This is a genomic window from Pseudoalteromonas umbrosa (genome assembly GCF_030125375.1).
Taxonomy (GTDB): Bacteria; Pseudomonadota; Gammaproteobacteria; order Enterobacterales; family Alteromonadaceae; genus Pseudoalteromonas; species Pseudoalteromonas umbrosa.
Window position 1 is genome coordinate 63,795 of record NZ_JASJUU010000008.1, and the last position, 17,587, is coordinate 81,381.

At 43.7% G+C, this 17,587-nt stretch carries 11 protein-coding genes and 1 tRNA gene; 7 read left to right on the forward strand and 5 right to left on the reverse strand.

Annotation, left to right across the window (positions count from 1 at the left end; genetic code table 11):
- Positions 1-56: 56 nt before the first annotated feature.
- From QNM16_RS21460 to QNM16_RS21480, 5 genes are all read left to right on the forward strand, one after another.
- The gene (locus QNM16_RS21460) at positions 57-2,516 is read left to right on the forward strand and encodes a M1 family metallopeptidase (RefSeq protein WP_284022326.1); all 2,460 of its coding nucleotides are present in this window, start codon (positions 57-59) and stop codon (positions 2,514-2,516) included.
- Complete coding sequence (locus tag QNM16_RS21465; protein WP_284022327.1) at positions 2,509-3,006, forward strand: DUF6702 family protein; 498 nt, start codon at positions 2,509-2,511, stop codon at positions 3,004-3,006. The genes QNM16_RS21460 and QNM16_RS21465 overlap by 8 nt, the downstream gene beginning before the upstream one ends.
- Positions 3,007-3,191: 185 nt before the next feature.
- Positions 3,192-3,268 (forward strand) — tRNA-Pro (locus QNM16_RS21470).
- Between the two features lie 211 nt (positions 3,269-3,479).
- Complete coding sequence (locus QNM16_RS21475; RefSeq protein WP_284022328.1) at positions 3,480-3,893, forward strand: LexA family protein; 414 nt, start codon at positions 3,480-3,482, stop codon at positions 3,891-3,893.
- Positions 3,881-5,137, forward strand: a complete 1,257-nt coding sequence (locus tag QNM16_RS21480; protein WP_284022329.1) for a Y-family DNA polymerase — start codon at positions 3,881-3,883, stop codon at positions 5,135-5,137. Before QNM16_RS21475 ends, QNM16_RS21480 begins: the two co-directional genes overlap by 13 nt.
- Before the next feature lie 69 nt (positions 5,138-5,206).
- On the opposite strand, the gene QNM16_RS21485 is transcribed toward QNM16_RS21480, so the two are convergent.
- The 3 genes from QNM16_RS21485 to QNM16_RS21495 all read right to left on the reverse strand — a co-directional run bounded on the left by QNM16_RS21485 (position 5,207) and on the right by QNM16_RS21495 (position 6,915).
- Entirely contained in the window at positions 5,207-5,878 is a 672-nt protein-coding gene (locus QNM16_RS21485) for an AbiV family abortive infection protein (RefSeq protein ID WP_284022330.1), read from the reverse strand.
- A gap of 15 nt (positions 5,879-5,893) precedes the next feature.
- Entirely contained in the window at positions 5,894-6,316 is a 423-nt protein-coding gene (locus QNM16_RS21490) for a hypothetical protein (protein WP_284022331.1), read from the reverse strand.
- Positions 6,317-6,408: 92 nt separating this feature from the next.
- Positions 6,409-6,915 carry a hypothetical protein gene (locus tag QNM16_RS21495; protein ID WP_284022332.1) on the reverse strand — a complete coding sequence of 169 codons (507 nt, stop codon included), beginning with the start codon at positions 6,913-6,915 and terminating at the stop codon, positions 6,409-6,411.
- A gap of 239 nt (positions 6,916-7,154) precedes the next feature.
- Between QNM16_RS21495 and QNM16_RS21500 the strand changes: the two genes are divergently transcribed.
- Both QNM16_RS21500 and QNM16_RS21505 read left to right on the forward strand, forming a co-directional pair.
- Positions 7,155-7,769, forward strand: coding sequence for a hypothetical protein (locus tag QNM16_RS21500; RefSeq protein ID WP_284022333.1), 615 nt, complete (start codon positions 7,155-7,157; stop codon positions 7,767-7,769).
- A gap of 95 nt (positions 7,770-7,864) precedes the next feature.
- On the forward strand, positions 7,865-8,608 hold the full coding sequence (locus QNM16_RS21505; RefSeq protein ID WP_284022334.1) for an excalibur calcium-binding domain-containing protein: 744 nt from the start codon (positions 7,865-7,867) through the stop codon (positions 8,606-8,608).
- An 11-nt stretch (positions 8,609-8,619) separates the two neighbouring features.
- Here the strand turns inward: QNM16_RS21505 and QNM16_RS21510 are convergent, their stop codons facing one another.
- Entirely contained in the window at positions 8,620-11,391 is a 2,772-nt protein-coding gene (locus QNM16_RS21510; protein ID WP_284022335.1) for a hypothetical protein, read from the reverse strand.
- 4 nt (positions 11,392-11,395) lie between these two features.
- Positions 11,396-17,581, reverse strand: a complete 6,186-nt coding sequence (locus QNM16_RS21515) for a hypothetical protein (protein WP_284022336.1) — start codon at positions 17,579-17,581, stop codon at positions 11,396-11,398.
- Positions 17,582-17,587 lie beyond the last annotated feature (6 nt).

Below are 17,587 nucleotides of genomic sequence, written 5' to 3' on the forward strand. Positions count from 1 at the left end.
CCATAAAAACCAGCTGTAAAACAGCTTTAATAAGCGAATCAAAGAAAGAAAATAAAATGAAAACAAACACATCAATACTCATTGCCGCATTTGCAACGCTGGTATTTTCAAGCGTTACCAATGCATCCGCAATAAATCAAACGAAAGGGAACTTTGAAGACAGGTTCCGACAATTAGACGAAGTGTTGCCAACACCAAACGTGTATCGCAATGCTGCGGGGGAGCCAGGACAACAATACTGGCAACAAAAGGTAGATTATAAGATCAAGGTCTCACTTGATGAGCAAAAACGTCGATTGACAGGTCATGAAAAAATCACCTACCACAACAACTCCCCTTATCGTTTAAAGTACCTTTGGGTGCAACTCGATCAGAATATCTTTAAAGATGACTCCATTGCCAATATGGCAAATAACTTTGGTGGCGTTGGTCGCCGAGGCCCTTACACCAAGCACGGTGATGAAAATAAGCCAGCAAAAATCAGCTTAGGTGAGCTCAGACGCCAACAGTTTATGATGGACAATGAACTGGGCTATGAAATAAGCGCAGTCACGGATCATCGTGGCAAGAAACTCAGCTTTACCATCGTCGGCACACAAATGCGAATAGACTTACCTAAGCCACTTAAATCAGGTGACTCGGTTAAATTTGCCATTGATTTTGCATTTAACATCGTAGAAGAAGACGCTGTATCTGCCCGCTCAGGATATGAGCACTTTGCTGATGATCCGCGTCCAGGCGGTAACGATATATTCTTGTTAGCACAGTGGTTCCCAAGACTCCATGCTTACACAGACTATGAAGCATGGACTAACAAAGAGTTTTTAGGCCGTGGTGAATTCACGTTAGAGTTCGGCGATTATGAAGTTGAAATCGATGTGCCTGCCGACCATATTGTCAGTGCCACGGGTGTATTAACCAACCCAAAAGACGTGTTAAGCAAAACCCAGCGTAATCGATTAAAAGCTGCCAAAACGGCCAAACGCCCAGTCTTTATCGTTACCGAAGAAGAAGCGCTTGAAAACGAAAAAGCGGGCACAAACAAGCGTAAAACTTGGAAGTTTAAAGCAGAAAACGTCCGTGACTTCGCATGGGCGTCATCGCGTAAGTTCATGTGGGATGCACGCGGCTACCAGCAAGGCGGTGAAGAGATGCCTGTGGTTATGGCCATGTCATTCTATCCCAAAGAAGGCGGCGACCTGTGGAAGAAGTACTCAACTGAGTCTGTGATCCACACCATGGAAGTCTATTCACGCTTTTCTTTCGATTACCCTTACCCAACTGCACAATCAGTCAATGGCCCTGTCGGCGGCATGGAATATCCCATGATCACTTTCAATGGTCCACGCACCGAGCTGCAAGATGATGGTACACGTACCTATTCTCAAGCAGAAAAACGCTTTTTAATTGGCGTGGTGCTCCATGAGATCGGGCATATTTACTTTCCGATGATAGTTAACTCTGATGAGCGCCAGTGGACATGGATGGATGAGGGCTTAAACAGCTTTTTAGATGGCGTAGCAGGGCGCGAATGGGATCCAAACATTCCTTGGGGTGTTGAGCCAAGAGACATTGTCGGCTACATGAAATCTGAAAATCAGGTACCGATCATGACGCAATCTGACAGTGTCTTGAATTTAGGCCCTAATGCCTACACTAAGCCCGCTGCCGCATTGAACATTTTGCGTGAAGTGATCCTAGGCCGAGAACTGTTTGATTTTGCATTTAAAGAATTCTCAGAGCGGTGGCGATTTAAACGCCCTACCCCGTCTGACTTTTTCCGTACCATGGAAGAAGCTTCAGGAGTTGACCTAGACTGGTTCTGGCGCGGTTGGTTCTACTCGACCGATCAAGTTGATATCTCCATCGATAAAGTTTATCAGATGCGCTTAGACACTTATGATCCTGACATCGATTTTTCGCGTCAGCGTCAGTTTGAGCAAGATAAGCCTTCTTCATTATTTGTTGAACGCAACAAAGCGGAAGGCAAAAAGTTGTGGGTAGAGCTCAACCCAGATATTAAAGACTTTTATGATGACAATGACAGATTCACCGTCACCAATAAAGAGCGTAACGAGTACAAAGAGTTCTTGGAATCTCTTAAGCCTTGGGAGCGTAAAACACTTGCTCGCGCACTAGAAGAAGACAAAAATTATTATGTACTGGAGTTTTCGAATATTGGCGGTTTAGTGATGCCGATTTTGCTCGAGTTAACCTATGAAGATGGCAGTAAAGAGAGCCAATATATCCCTGCTGAAATCTGGCGCAGAACCCCTAAACACGTTCGCAAACTAATCGTCACCGACAAAGATAAAGTACTGACCAACGTGGTTGTCGACCCTGGTTGGGAAACGGCCGATGTGGATGTAGAAAACAACCACTACCCACGCAGTATCATCCCATCTCGTGTTGAAGCGTATAAAAAAGCCAAGAGTAAAGACAAGGTCAAGCGCGATATCATGCAAGATATCAAAACAGAGCTTAAAAGTGATAAAAAGGAAGTAAGTAATGACTAACTACCTAAAAACTTTCATTATTACATTGGCTTTACTGCTCAGCGCGGTGGTTTTTGCACATCAACAAAAAGCAGCTGAAACCACAGTTTTATTCAATAAGAACTCAGGCCAATTAGAGATCATGCACCGCTTTTATCTGCACGATACTGAGCATGCGGTCCAGTCTTTATTTGATAAAAAAGCCGATATCCTTAATTCAAAAGCAACCCAACAACAATTTGCAGATTACGTCGCGAAGCATTTTCAGTTGAAAGCGCTGAATGACCAGTCAGTCGAATTAACCAATGTAGGTTTTGAAGTTGAGGGTAAGTTTTTTTGGGTTTATCAAGAAACAACCCTACCCCAACAAGCACAAGGCTTAAAAATGTATAACGGCTCACTGCGAGACCTTTGGCCTGCACAGATAAATATGGTCAACGTGGAAGGCAAAGGCAAGGTGCGCACCTTGTACTTTAGCAGCAATGATAAGTGGCTCGTGACCAAGTTTTAAAGTAACTACTAGGTGCAACTGCAAAGTTGCGCCTTTTTAACACACCGCTATTTACGCCCAATAACAAAATTCAAGCACCCAATACTACCAACCCGCCCTATCTAAGCTGTTATGACGAATTAATGTCCAAACAAACCAATTAGTTATTGCCTTTTAAAATAAAATCATTATAGTGACAACCAAGTCGGCATATAGCGCAGCTTGGTAGCGCACTGTCATGGGGTGTCAGGGGTCGCAGGTTCAAATCCTGCTATGCCGACCAGCTTTTCCTCTCCCTATTCAATCACTTACGTAAAAACTACTACTCCTTTTCAAAAATCCATTTGTATTATATTTGTATTTCATTTGTATTATTAATTTACAGATGTGCTTTGCTGCGCCTGCTTTTCCATAAAATTAGCTAATCTTTTTTCTCGCTTGCGAAACTATATCTACTAGATTTATACTGTATATATAAACAGTATAGGTAACGTATGAAAGTAATACCCATAAAGGCACAAGCTGGGATCACAGGATTTGAGTCTCCCGCAGCCGAATACCGAGAACTAGGACTGTCTTTAGATCAATTATTAGTGCAACACCCAAATGCAACGTTCATTGGCTTGGCGTCCGGTGACTCGATGCAAGGCGTGGGAATATTCGACGGCGATTTACTTTTAGTAGATAGAGCCGTGCAACCGCAACAGAATGACGTGATAGTTGCGAATTTTAACAATGAGTTTGTATGCAAACTTATAGATATTGAAAACAGACTATTACGCTCTGCATCTCCTGTATATTCACCTGTAAAGATCAGCGAGTGTGACAATTTTCAGCTAGAAGGTGTCGTCATTGGCTCAGTGCGTATGCACCGCTCTAACTCGGAATTAACTAAATGTATGCACTAGTAGATGCAACATCGTTTTATGCGTCTGCTGAGAAAGTATTTGATCCGAGCATACGGAAAAAGCCCGTTGTCGTTTTATCTAACAATGATGGGTGTATCGTTGCAGCCTCTCCCGAAGCTAGAAGGTTGGGGATTCCAAAATTTGAACCCTACTTCAAATTAAAGGACATTCTGCAAAACAATAATGTTGTTATTAAGTCGTCTAACTATGAACTGTATGCTGACCTGTCAGATAAAATGATGAACGTCATTAATCAGTTTAGCGACAATCACTATATCTACTCTATCGATGAGTCATTTTTAAAGTTCGACGGCTATAGTGGTGTAGTTTCATCTTGGTATGACTATGGCCATTTAATACGCCGCTCAGTATGGCGCAAAACTAAATTGCCTGTCGGGGTTGGCTTTGGCCCTACTCCGACTTTAGCCAAAGCAGCAAACCACGCAGCTAAAAAGTTTCCTGGTGCAACAGGTGTTGCTGTGATTGATAATGAACAAAGCCGCAAGCAAATACTTTCTAGAATGGGCGTTGGTGATGTGTGGGGCATTGGACGCAGGCTAACTAAGAAACTCAAGCTATTCGGCGTCGAAACAGCGCTCGACTTAGCAAAGCAAAACCCGAGGCTCATGAGGCAACAATTTAGCGTTGTGCTCGAGCGCACTATTACAGAGTTAAATGGTGAGGAATGCCTGTCTTGGGACGAAGTAAAGCAACGTAAAAAAGAAGTTTATAGCACCCGCAGCTTTGGCGAACGTATTACTGATCCATTTTCCCTTAAAGCCTCCTTAGCTAGTCATTGTTCTATCGTCACCAAAAAGCTAAGGAAGCAAAACTCATTGGCAAAACGTATTGTGATATTTGCCCACAGTTCTCCGCACGAGAACGACTATTTCAAAAAGTCTTTCATTAAAGAGCTACCCGTTTCATCCAATGATGCAACCGTATTTGCTAATGCAGTTGAGAGTACCTTTAGTCAATTGTATAAGCCTGGTGTTCGATACTATAAAGCTGGCGTAGGTGCTATTGAGCTAGAAGACGATGTATTCCAGCAGTCAGACATGTTTAATCAATCTCAAGATAAGCCGGAGCTGATGAAGTGCATGGACGAAATAAACAATAGATACGGCTCTACCGCTGCGCGAATTGGCTCTGAGCTGCAAACTAAAAGCTGGGAAATGCGCAGAGAGTTTTTATCTCCGCGCTATACCACTAGGTGGCCTGATATCCCCGTTATTAAGTGCTGATATTTTATCCACAATTTTTGTGTGCAGAGTGTGTTTAGCCCTGATCAAGTAACAATGAATATTCCAATATCACGGTTTTTTTTCATTCAAAATTTTCTTTGAGAGGTTAAGTGTCTCTCCCAAGAAACCAGGTAAAGCCGCCTTTAAGAAATCTTCCAAAGGGTGCTTATCTTTTCCGAAATCTACACCTGAGAATTTCTCTGCATAAGGCTTTAGAAGAGGAACAAGCAATGCACTTCTAAATGATGCTAGTTCTAAATTTCGCTGAGATTGCCTCTCGCTGATTGAATCAGAAGGAGAAACAAACTGACCATCTTTATAATTGACGTATAAACTTTCATTTTTCTTATCATTTCTTGCTTTTACGGTAGAAAATACGTGCTCATATTGAAGCAAATCAGAGTCGTTTTTTTTGGTAGCAGAAGCTTCAACACCGTGCAGTACTAAGCGTGACAAGAAATTGTCATTAATAATCTTTTGCTTATGACATCTAAGCCGCTTCTTAAGCTTTTTCCAGTTTACTTTTACACCTAAGTCAATTTCAATAGCTGCACGTGCCAACATCATGGCTTTTCCACACTCTTCTCTAGCAAAATGTGATAACACATATGCTCTCGCATACTTTTTATGATCATGAAGAATTTGAGCCTCTTCACAAAAAGATTGAGCGTTTTGTATAGCTGAAAATGCCCCTAAAATAATATTGCCAGCATCTTCTTCAAAAGTTTTTTTGTTAGTCATATTCTATCTTCCAATTTATGAAAACAGCTCTTTTTTCTGTCTTTCGCTCAAGTTATTAAGCTTAATTCGCGTACCATTCGAATCTACTAAATGAGCGGGGTTTTCACTGCACAGTCGTGCAAAGAGTGGCCTCTCTCCTTTCAATGTAATTTCAATTAGTTTTGTAGAAGCATTACAAGCTTTTCCACCTTCCAATATTTTGCATGCATTTTTTGAGTCGTTGAGAAAGCGCCCTATAACATTTCTGCGGATGCCATTCTTAAGCTTTCGGTAAGAGCTAGGGATATGTGGTACAGCAACCAGTCCACTTACAATTGTCAGGGTAGTATTCACAACTTCTATTGCGCTACCATCAATTAGGCATGCGGTTGGGCCAAGTCTTCTATTATGTTGACGCTTGTATTTTTGCTTGACTTTATTCTTATGGCTTATCTTCATACTTCGTTATCCCGTCAAAGCAACTATTAGCAGTACTCGAAACCAAAATTTAGGCAAAAACATCAGCTTAATTTCAGCTTGTTATGCATGATTCATTTAGTCGCTTTGTCATTTTTTTCAAAGTGAATACTCAGACCCAAATCACTAGGTTTAAACACTTTTGGCGCATACCTTTCATGCACTAACTTTATAACTTCTTGTAGCTTTATTGCCGTATTAATCACACCAGTTGATAGAGAACCTGCACCCTGCTCATAAAAATATCGACCAGCCATGAAATAGTTATTATATTGTTCCAGCTCCACTGTAAGGTCTACCCCTACTTTCGCGTGGTAAAGATCTTTAATATCAGTTCTGTATTCTTCTTTTATTTTTATAAATAGCTTGCTTAAAATGTGTCCGCCTACCTTTTTAGGGTAGCCTGCCCTTGCAAAGTCATCATCAAAGCACTCTTTTTCACTTAATATTGATTTAAACATAAGCTCAATTGCTAGTGCTGCGTTAACACATGCTGGAATGAGGTTTCCTCCTTCCTGCAGCGTATTGGCGGAATCTACAAATCTTCCTGCTTGTTCCCATATTCTAGTTTCAATTTCCATTTATTCTCCTTATTCGTCATAACCAGCACCTGGTTAACGTTTAATTGAATATAATATTACACAACAACCACAAGAAAGTAATAAGTTAAAATTACAAAATCATTTTTTAATCAAAACTGAATAGACGTGTTGTATAACCGACCAGATCAGTCTTGCTAGTTTTTGGTGCTCGATTAACCTATGATTTTGGAATATACGTTGAGTTTGCTTTTCTCAAGCTTTGGGGTAAAAGGAGTTATATGGTGAGTAATTCTATCTTTAATTTCGTTGGAGAGTCTAAAAGTGGTAATTGCTGGAAGGAAGCTATAAGCACCCTGTTTGATAGAGGTAATGTTGTTGTTCCCCAAACTCAAATATCTGACGCTATTTATGAAACAATTAAGGCAGATGTACTACTAGTTCAGTTAGTAGTTGAGGAGCCGTTATCTTTTTTGAAAGCTTGCAACATTGATGTGAAAAAAACCAATTGTGAGAGGGCCTATTTGTCTTCTGTGTATCACCACATTCATGTGGTGATGGACCGCGCAGCATCCTTAGAATTAGTAAATATAGAGGAAAAATCACCTAAAGATATCAAAGACGATACATATTTAGCTTATAAGTACACATTGACTTCTAAGGGTTTAGAAACAGTTTTGAAGCTTCAAGAGCATGAGGACAACAAGCGCAGACATGAGGCCTCCTTATCTCAATCAAGAAAAGCGTTTGTGGTGTCTGTCTTGGCTTTAATTACTGTAATAGTGTCTACGATATTTAGCTATTACCGTCTAAGCTTCTACGAGAATCAGGTATTATCACCCAGTTCAGAACAGGTTAAATTAAAATCAAAGCTGTCGGCACAAAAGGAAAATTAAAAAATATCTAGTTACTAATGCCGCGACCTAAAAATACAAGAAGAGTAATAAATCGACTATAAGCTTATCCTGCTTTCAATTAAAGGAATAGAAATATGTTAAAAGCACTTACAGTTATATGTTTATCTAGCTCACTGCTTACCTTTAACGCTATTGCTAACTCAGACACATGGAGAGGCTTAATTGTTGAGCCTGAGAATAGATGCTCTCCTTACGACAAGAAAACACAATACCCCTACTCTCAATCGGTTGAAGACGAGATTGTTGCATCAATGGGTGGACTAATTTACGGCCCATATACAGGCTCATATTTTGAATCAGATACTGAAACAGATATAGAGCATATAATTGCAACATCAGAAGCGCACGATAGCGGCCTGTGTGCTGCCCCACTATCAGTAAAGAAAGCGTTTGCATCGGATTTGCTTAACCTAACTTTAGCCGCCCCTCGTGTAAATAGGTGCAGTTTAACTGGAAAGTGCGGTAAAGATGCCGCAGAATGGATGCCAGCAAAGAATAAATGCTGGTTCGCTAATCGAATAATAGAAGTGCGTAGAAAGTACTCTTTATCTATAGATATTGCAGAAGCAGCCAGATTAGACACAGAACTTGCTACTTGCACAAGTACCGAGATGATCTTCTTTGCTGATAACAGTTCTGAATCTGCTCCCCAAAAAGATGATAACAATCAGGATGCCCTAGCACTGTATGATGATAACAAGAATGGGCGTATTACATGTGCAGAAGCTCGCAAACACAATATAGCACCGGTGAGAAAGTCACACATTGCTTACCCATATATGAGCGATAGAGATGGTGATGGTGTTGTGTGTGAGTAAGTGCTGGGGGCTTAAACCCAGCCTATCGCCTCTGTGAGTATTGAAGAGCCCTTCGACACACGGTTAGCATTTGATGAATTTCCATCAAAACTCATCTCTCCACTGTCTAGCCAGCGATTTCCGTCATGGTTTATGCTCTCGTATTCGTAACCTATGAATAACTGCCCATTCTGTTCAATAGTGTAATTAAGTACCTTTATTGCAACATCGGATGCAGCCCCTGCGAGATTGAACTGAGGGTGTTGAACTGACTCAATTTTTGAATCTTCACTAAACTCAAAACCGCTTACTTGAAAGCTGCGAGACCTAATTGGCTGACTCTGCTCAGGTAGTTGCTCACACAAGCTGAAAGCAAGTTTATTATGCGCCCCCACCACACAGACACCCCCAACCCCTTTTGCGGCACCAAAAACCTTTGATTTCTCGGTTTGCTCTGTCATAGCTGCGGCTGTTTTATAAGTTGCCATGATAATTTGCCCCTCACTGACAGTGACGGGTAGTGAGCTGTTGTTATCAATATCGCCAAACCATAAAGCCGCATCACCCGCCACCCAAGAAGCCCCCAAATTACCCGTAATACTTACCTCACCACGACCAACAGGGCGTGACCAATGTATTTTTTTAGGTGCTCCATTTGAACGAGTGGGTACCCACGAACCAATCCAGCCACCCCTAAGAGCGGAGCACTGCAAAACTGTTGCAGGGTCAGTCACGGCAACATCGGTGTGGCAGAACTCACCAGCTAAGGAAGGCATTGGATCTGCCTTCATAATATAACACGGATCTGTTTTATTGAGCTGACCTGAATAGCTGCCCGGCAGCTTATCGATGATGTTACTTCTATTACTTCTCAGCTCGATATGACCCGCGACTTCATGTAGCGAACCATACCCTACGTAATTTGTGGCGGGCTGGTGAATAATAACGCTACTACCTACTTTAAAGCCTAGGCTCTCAAAATTAATAAGATCCCCTGTATTGTTCTGTCCGGCTCTGAAGTACAAATTACTTGTGTTCGAGCTTCCATAATAAAACGGCTGCGCTGTAAGGAATCTTACAAAAAGGGGCTGTTCAATCCCTCGATAATGCCCGAGCTTAACTTGCAAATCCGTTTCTGCGATCTCTTCAGCTGTTAAACTTTGCGAGTTATAACGCATATCTCGACACACCCCGCCTTCACCATCCTCATAAATAGCATCATAAAACCGCCCATCGGGTCGGCCACTTTTTCCGCTAGCTATCGCACCAGAACCAGTAAGTATATTCGCTTGCTCAAAGCAGTCCGCTTTATTTGTAAGTGCAACGCTTGTTTGGTCGTAGGTTTCTCCATCCCTAGGCAGTGAAGAGCCAAGCGGGTTATGAGATGGATGGTAAATTCCAGTATTTAGACGAGACACTGTGCCGCAAACAATAAAAAAACAGTCATCATCTGTTTTTGCGGTAAATATTCCTCTTCGAGACTTTGGGTTATGAGCGTGCAAAGCAGATGATGCGAAGAATCTAGCTCCAGTCCTTGTTTCTTGGGGTGTATTTCCACTTCCTTGAACTGGTACTCTTGTGCCATTTCCCGCCTTTTGCGATAAGGGTATTGCAACTGTTGAATCAATAAAATCCCAGTCGCCATTTCCGACACCGGTGTAGCTACAGCCCCGAATGCACCACTGGTAAAATTTACCATTCAAATCATCAAAATAAATGAGATTTTCGGGATTGCTACCAATTCGCATTCGCTGAGCTTCACTAGCTATTTGCCAGTTCACGCCGCGCCCTCTACTTGTTTCATCACCGCTGTACCAGGAAAAGTAAGAGTTCGGTCGAATTGTATCATCTGTAGTTGTTACACCATCAATATTAGTCGCACGACTTTGAATTAACCCATTCGCATAAACGAAAGGGTCGTCGTCGTTTATCTCACGCAAGAAAGCCTCAAAACCCCACATATTTACCGGATCGGTAACTACTTTGTTAGTGCCATTTTCACTTGCAAATGCTATTGCAGAAGAACTGTGAGTGACTGTTATTCCTGTATCGCTATCGTATGTACGTGTACCGTCTTCAGTTGGTGGAAGTTTTAAAAAAACGTAATTGACATGACATATTCGCTTCAAATCAAAAAGCACACCTGACACATTCAAAGTTGCATGCTTGGTTCGTGACTTGCCTTGACCCCCAGAGTCAGTTTCGGCAACTCCGATGGACATTTGGTTGGGTGAGCCTGGCCATGTCCATAATCCATTACCAACAGCAGGATTTACATTAGCATCGATATGTAAGCCATGGTTAACAAAGCCACTAGCAGTATATCTTTCTAAATTTTGCTGTCTACGCGCTTCAAATTCAACCTTCCGCATAGCCCAGGGGAAAGGGTTAGAGATGTCGATTTCACTTTGCATTTGCCGTAGTGTTTTGACTGTTTGCGTATTCCCCTCTAAATCTCTGAATTGCACGGTCCCTGTTTTTGTTTGCCAATCAACCATTGATTTATAATTGTCATTGACCATCTTTGATGCGCTATTCAACGCAGAAACAGCGGTATTAAAATCACCTGATGTGGGCAAAACAACACAAGGCACTTGGCTTTGAGTGGCGTTTGGCCACGGCTTTTTGAGCTCAATAAATGTGCCATGCGTAGTAGCATATGCGTTCGATATTTCAACGGGGGCAAACGAACCCAAAACCAGTGCGTCGTTTGCTCTAACGTTCGCAACGCTCTGATTGTCATTGATTTTTATAACATTGCTACCGCTTGTAGCGTTAGAATTTGCAGAGTTGAACCAAGTCATCTCATTATCCTCGTAAGTAAATTACTGCAACTTTTTTAATTTGATCTGGTGATGTAAATGTCACCCGGTGACGCGCCTGTGCGATTGTGTATTTTCGCTCGAATTCCTGATCGTCTTGCCTCATTGCTTTACCGGGTACGTCGCTGGAACAGAGGTAATCATCAACCTCCACATCTCCATTTTGTCCGCACACATTAATAACCCCCTCTCCGAGCGCGTTGAGTTCGATTACGTCGTGTGTATGTTTGTACTCGTTGAAGCGCAACGATCCATTAAAGCCTTGCAGACCGGCGGGCAGGTTCTCGCTTGTTAGTGGCTTTCGCCCTATATACACCCCCCTAACACCTCTCTGCTTGGCTTGGGTTGACGGTTGCATCTCAAAAATTGCATTGGATATGTCCGAGATATTTACTATCTGCGCATCATAAACGATGTCGCCTGGTGTTAATCGAATACCCTTAGAAAGCAATCCTTCATGAACCCCGGTAAAAGGTTTGTAGCCTCCACCTGCGTATAGTTTTAATCGAGTCCAGAGTGCCGTAGTGTCATGCTCGTAAGCATCTACTTTAATCGCAGTGCCCTCTCGCACTTTTGCGTAGATTGCATGCTTTCCACCAAGCGCCTCGAGGGCAGTGCCGTGACTACTCATGAGCATCAAAGGGGTAGCGTTTACTGACTCAGCCGTATTGCTTATGAAACCAGCCCTACCAAGCCTTCCCGACTGAATGCTAAACGCATCCATGTCTTGCTCGTTAGATATGATTTCTAGGCGGCCAGAAAAGGTCCCTTTTGCAGCAGCTAACTCGTTCGCTACCACCGTACCTTCTACAAGTTGATTGCCGTGTACGCGCAGCTCAAAAGCTTGCCAAGTCCCGCCTATCCAAGATTTTGTTGTTTGAATCCGGGGGTCGTCCCGTTTATACAAAGTGACCACATCATAAAAAACAGCTCGACCTCCTGTGCATGCTGCGTGTGCATCTGCATCGGACCAGACTCCCGATGTTGTCGGAGCAGTGAAGCGTCCAGCCCCCCGCAAGCCATTGAGACCAATGTTGCCTTTATCTCCTTTATCTCCTTTATCTCCTTTATCTCCTTTATCTCCTTTATCACCCTTGTCCCCCTTGGTTCCATTCGAGCCCCTATCCCCTTTGTCTCCTTTATCTCCCTTATCACCTTTTGCACCAGGCAGGCCATCAGCACCGTCAAGGCCACGAATATCGCCTTCAGACTCAATAGTAAAATTGCCTAACTCCAATCGCCCGCGAAAGACATGGACAGGGTTAACGGGGTCGCGGTTATCAATGTAGGATGTAGGGACGAATGCCTCTCCAACCATGACGCCTTGGCGGATTACATCGCCGACTAAATCGAGATTTCCGATTTGCCCATCATTTAAACCGACCACACCTGTTGCCCGACCTTGGTTGTTTATCAAGAAGCCGCCGCGTGCGATCAGTCTGCCGTCCTGTGTTTCAAACGCCTGGCGAATATCAGAAATGCTCGCTTTCTCACCGCTAGCGTTTTCAACTTGTAGCTTACGGATAAATTCAGCGAGAGGGCCATCTACCCAGCTATGACCCGCCGCCACACATAAAGTGGCATCGGTTTCGTTCGTGATATTCCCTTGCGCATCGATGCAGTATCCAACGGCAGCACGCGTATAAGTAATGGCGCTAGCTAAAGTAGTCGTATCGCCTTGTTCTATTTTGGCAACCAAGTCTTGGCGTTGGCTAGCCATAGCTGAATCAAGGTTGGAAATAAGCTCAGTAGTTTCTTGAAAAGCTGCCTCAGTGTTAGCTGCAAACGCAGTGAATACTTGGTCGCGCACCAAGTTTGCTTGGTCTATGTCAGCAACAGCTTCAGTTACATCACTAAACGAAGCTTTTGTAGATTGCGTGAAAGCCGCGAAGCGTTCATCCCGCAATACCGAGGCTTGTCGTTCGTTAGCAAATGCTTTGGCGACAGACGTGATAATTGCACTGTTTTGCTGATGTATTGCACCCAGCTCCATTGTGTAGCTTGCAACACTTTCTAGCTCATTGGTTGTCGCTTTTAACTGGTCTTGGGACAAGGCAAGTTTGATGTCTAATTGCTGCAACTCGTTGTTTTGAAGTAGGGCGTTATAAGCGGTGATAACCTCATTGAGGCTCTTTGCATCGTCTGCTAGCTGCAAACCTTGAGCTTGTACGATATTACGGTTTATCTCGCCTTGAATAGCATCGAGCTTATTAGATACGTTCGAGAACTTTTCGTCCACACCATCTTGCTGGGCATTAAACACCGTGATTCGGTCTTTGATGTAACCAGCTGCGCCTGCTATGAATCGCTCAGCGGCATTGGCTTTTTCAAGTGTGCCGTTATCGTAAAATGATTGCAGTGCAGCTGTAATACCGTAGACAGCATCGAAGGTTGAAATAGCTTGATTTACTTGGCTGGATGTTTGGTAGCCTCGGCTATCGACCATTAGCGTTGCCAAGTTCATTGAGCGCTCAACCACAGGACCATCTACCCACGTATGGCCAGCTAATTCACAGGCGGTAGCATCTTCAATATCAACACGATTACCATCGCTATCTACGCAATACCCAGTGATTGCGCGGGTAAAACCCTTGGCTTCAGCAATTGCCTTTTGGTTCTCTTTGGTAATTTCAGCACGCAGTGTTTCAGTGCGCTCAGAGCTTGCTTGGCGCTCATTAGCAAAGGCTTTGCCCAGAGTGTCAACACTTGCGGCACTTTGATTGTGCAATGCAATGAGCTTTGTCGATTGCGAAGCGATTGCGCTCATTTCATCCGTCACAGCGGATAACTTATCATTGGCATGAGCCAGGGTAACAGACTGCTCTGCTAATGCGCTATCGCGTAACAACTGATTGTATGCGTCTAAAACTTCATTTAAATTCTTGTCGGCTAAATCAAGCTGTATTCCTTGGATTTGCGTGACTGACTGCTGAATTTCGCCAGCCAGCGCATCTATGTTTTGCTCGGCGGTGGCGAGCTTTTGGTTTATGCCGTCTTCTTCGTTTAAATAGCCAATGACTTGGCTGCGTATCGTTGAATTCGCACCATCTATCCAAGTTTGCGCCGCGTTCGCTTTGATGATGACATCATTGTCGTTGAGTTGTTGCAACACTGCGCTGATACTGTATTGCGTGTTAAATGAATCTATGAGTGTTTGTACGTTGCTTTGGGTTTGATAGCCTAAGCTTGAGACCCACGCGGTAGTTGCATATTGAGCCATACGGCCATTGCCCGCATCTAGCTCTTGTTCGATGGTGGAGGTTCGACTGGTAATGTCATTGAGTGCTAAATCGTTTGCGCCACGCTTACCGATTTCAATAAAGTCGATATCGCAGTGGCCCAGTGAAAACTGAAGCCAAGTGATAATACCGCTATAGCCTGCAGTACCTGTCGCGTCTACTTGAATGACCTCCCAATCAAAACTACTCGGCTCTGGTAAAAACAGCTCGCCATTATTGAATTGGATATGTCCAAGCCAGGTACTGTTTTGATGTTTACGCACGCGCACTCTAAACATGGGGTTATCGACGGTATCCAATGAAATGGCAGGGCTATTTAATGTGTTTTTACACACTAGATAACCCAACGCATGATGACTTTCAAACCCTGTAAAGCCTTCTGCACTGCTGTTAAACTGCCAGCTGTAGGCTGGCGTCAGCGCTGCGATGGCCCCTGCAATATGAGCGTCAACTTCGCTATGGGTCGTGCGCTGTGTAATTTGGCCTGCCTGCAGCTCGATTTGTGCTGTGGTATCAATGAGCTTTTCTTCAGTCTGTTTTATGCGACGGGACTCGAAATTGATGCGCGCGTGAGCACCATCGACCAAAGAAACCGCTTCACTGAATTGCGTGTCTGTATAAGAAAACGCACGATTCACAATGGTGCCCGACTCAGCATCGACAAATACGGCGGCATCAATTAGACGTTCATTGTTTAAAGTACGTCGCTCATACTCACTCCTAAAATTCGTATAACCGGCTGTGACATCAAAGACGCTTTTTTGCATGTCAGTAACGGTTAATGCGGTTTCATCGAGTTTGATTTTATTCAGCGCAATTTGCGCAGGAATACCATTAACGACTGAGCTATCTAGTACCTTAGTGATGTCTTCTAAGCCCTGTATCTGCTCAATGTTTTTAGCAACAATCGACGGGAGGTTGCCCTCAGTTTCAGGGCGAAGTCTATCCACCTGTGTATTTAGATCATTAATGAGATTCTGAGCTTCATCACTCAATTTTGTGAGTGGGATGCGCTCAATGTGTTCAAGCAGATCACTTTCAGTTGTACTAGCGCTAAATTCATACCATGAACTATGACCAGCAGGGTTTTTAGCGCGTACCTGAAAGTCGTAGGACGTTTCGGGTTGTAGGCCAGTCGTTGTGTAAACATGGCCCTGCGCAATTGTCGAGGGCTGCGGACTCTCTCCCGTTGGACCAAGCCTTTGCCACTCAAAAACGGTGCCGAGACCTGCACGGGTAAGTGTTGCTTTAAATGATAACGTATTGTAACTGCGGCTATCTATTGTAACTCTTGGTTGAGTGGGTTGCGATATGTCAAAAGTAAATGTAACCCACTTCGACCTAAATCCTAAACCAGACTGCGCCCTTACATCGATCCTGTAGCTCCCAGAGCTCAAATCTTGAATAACGAATTCAGGTAAGACAGACGTGTAAGTCGCGAATCGCAGATCATTTTTGAAGACATTTATCTCAAATGATTTATACCGCGATTGCCATGTTATAAACGCTTTTCCATCTTCACCTGGTACCGCCTGAAAATTTGTTGGGGCAACCACATTAACAGGATCAGGCAATGATGTATCAGGTATAGGTGGTCTAACGTTATCGCTTAGCCAGTTGTAGATGTAGGGTTGATGCTCTCGCAGTGTTAGCCTGTACCAGCCATCTGGTAGCATTTTAGATTTAAGTAGTCTAAAAGGCTTCTCTTCCCACCCCATTTTTTCATGAGAAATAGGGATTACATCACCACAAATGTAGCGAAGTGCAATCGGGGCAACTTCAATCTCACAGGTTAATGACTCCCGACTAAGCATCGCTAGAACGCGCGCCATCTGTCGAGCTTCATAGTAGTTTGTGATCGTATCGAACTTTACCGTGTGCTCAAGCAAAACGCCGTTATCTGCGGCTAACCACTCTGCAAATAATTCACTGTCTGGCTCTGGGTAAATCGCTTGCTGCATCGAGTACTTAACATCTTCATCGCTGTACTCAACAATCACCCTGTTGTAACGCTTATCTTTACTGCTTTCCTTGTATTTCAAGGTCCCGCGTATTAACCCTTGAGTGATCGATAAGGCTCGCTCATCATCTTGCTCGATCACAGGCATAAGCTTACCGTTCACAATGGGGAGGTAACCACGCATTGCACCAAGCAGGATTTTTACGTTTTCACGAACAGGTTTTGAGGTATCAATGATAACGTTACACGTAAATAAGCATTTTTCCTCATCTGAGCCCTTGTGTGTAGGTACAAGGGTGTTGCACACCTTCGCCGCATGAACAAACCAATCTCTAAGCAAATGGACGTCACTTAAGCCCTTACTGAATAATGGGTTGCGCAGATAATCATACAAACATTCTGCCGGGTTGCTGCTGGCGTGGTAACCCGAGCCAGTTATGAGATTTTCAACTGCCCGCCCTTCAGTGATCAAAGCGCTCACTCTCGGCTCGCCGTTAAACGGATTGTCTTCCCCTTGGATCCACTCAAGGCGCACGTAACTACAAGCAACCCCCTCTAGCCGATGCTTCTTACTTATCGGGTCAAAACCCGCCGACTTCAAAAGCGGATCACTGTAACCACTCATCCCTCTGGGGAAATTTACAGCATGAGCCCAAACACCACCTTGCTTGAAGCGCTCGTCAGAAATTGGGTAATCACCTAGGTAAATCTCACCAATGCTCGTTACAGCTTCGCCCCAAACCACAATCAGGTGCAACAAGTCATTGGGTGTGTCATCTTCATCGTGATCACTCGTTGCTTTGAATACAATGGTTCCCTTCTCTAATTTGCGCTTTCCGTAAATAACGCGTAGCGAGTCGTCACTCGCTGGCTTCGAAACCTCAACCCCTCTAGGTTCAGGTTTTTGAACAGGCGCAGGTGAAGGCATAGCCCAGCCAAAAAGCAGCTCGCCAAGACCATCAAAGAATGACATATAATC

Bases quoted from the DNA above. Each gene is read 5' to 3' on its own strand.
- QNM16_RS21460 (WP_284022326.1), top strand. From the start codon at position 57: ATGAAAACAAACACATCAATACTCATTGCCGCATTTGCAACGCTGGTA.
- QNM16_RS21485 (WP_284022330.1), bottom strand. From the start codon at position 5,878: ATGACTAACAAAAAAACTTTTGAAGAAGATGCTGGCAATATTATTTTA.
- QNM16_RS21475 (WP_284022328.1), top strand. From the start codon at position 3,480: ATGAAAGTAATACCCATAAAGGCACAAGCTGGGATCACAGGATTTGAG.
- QNM16_RS21480 (WP_284022329.1), top strand. From the start codon at position 3,881: ATGTATGCACTAGTAGATGCAACATCGTTTTATGCGTCTGCTGAGAAA.
- QNM16_RS21490 (WP_284022331.1), bottom strand. From the start codon at position 6,316: ATGAAGATAAGCCATAAGAATAAAGTCAAGCAAAAATACAAGCGTCAA.
- QNM16_RS21465 (WP_284022327.1), top strand. From the start codon at position 2,509: ATGACTAACTACCTAAAAACTTTCATTATTACATTGGCTTTACTGCTC.
- QNM16_RS21500 (WP_284022333.1), top strand. From the start codon at position 7,155: ATGGTGAGTAATTCTATCTTTAATTTCGTTGGAGAGTCTAAAAGTGGT.
- QNM16_RS21515 (WP_284022336.1), bottom strand. From the start codon at position 17,581: ATGTCATTCTTTGATGGTCTTGGCGAGCTGCTTTTTGGCTGGGCTATG.
- QNM16_RS21495 (WP_284022332.1), bottom strand. From the start codon at position 6,915: ATGGAAATTGAAACTAGAATATGGGAACAAGCAGGAAGATTTGTAGAT.
- QNM16_RS21510 (WP_284022335.1), bottom strand. From the start codon at position 11,391: ATGACTTGGTTCAACTCTGCAAATTCTAACGCTACAAGCGGTAGCAAT.
- QNM16_RS21505 (WP_284022334.1), top strand. From the start codon at position 7,865: ATGTTAAAAGCACTTACAGTTATATGTTTATCTAGCTCACTGCTTACC.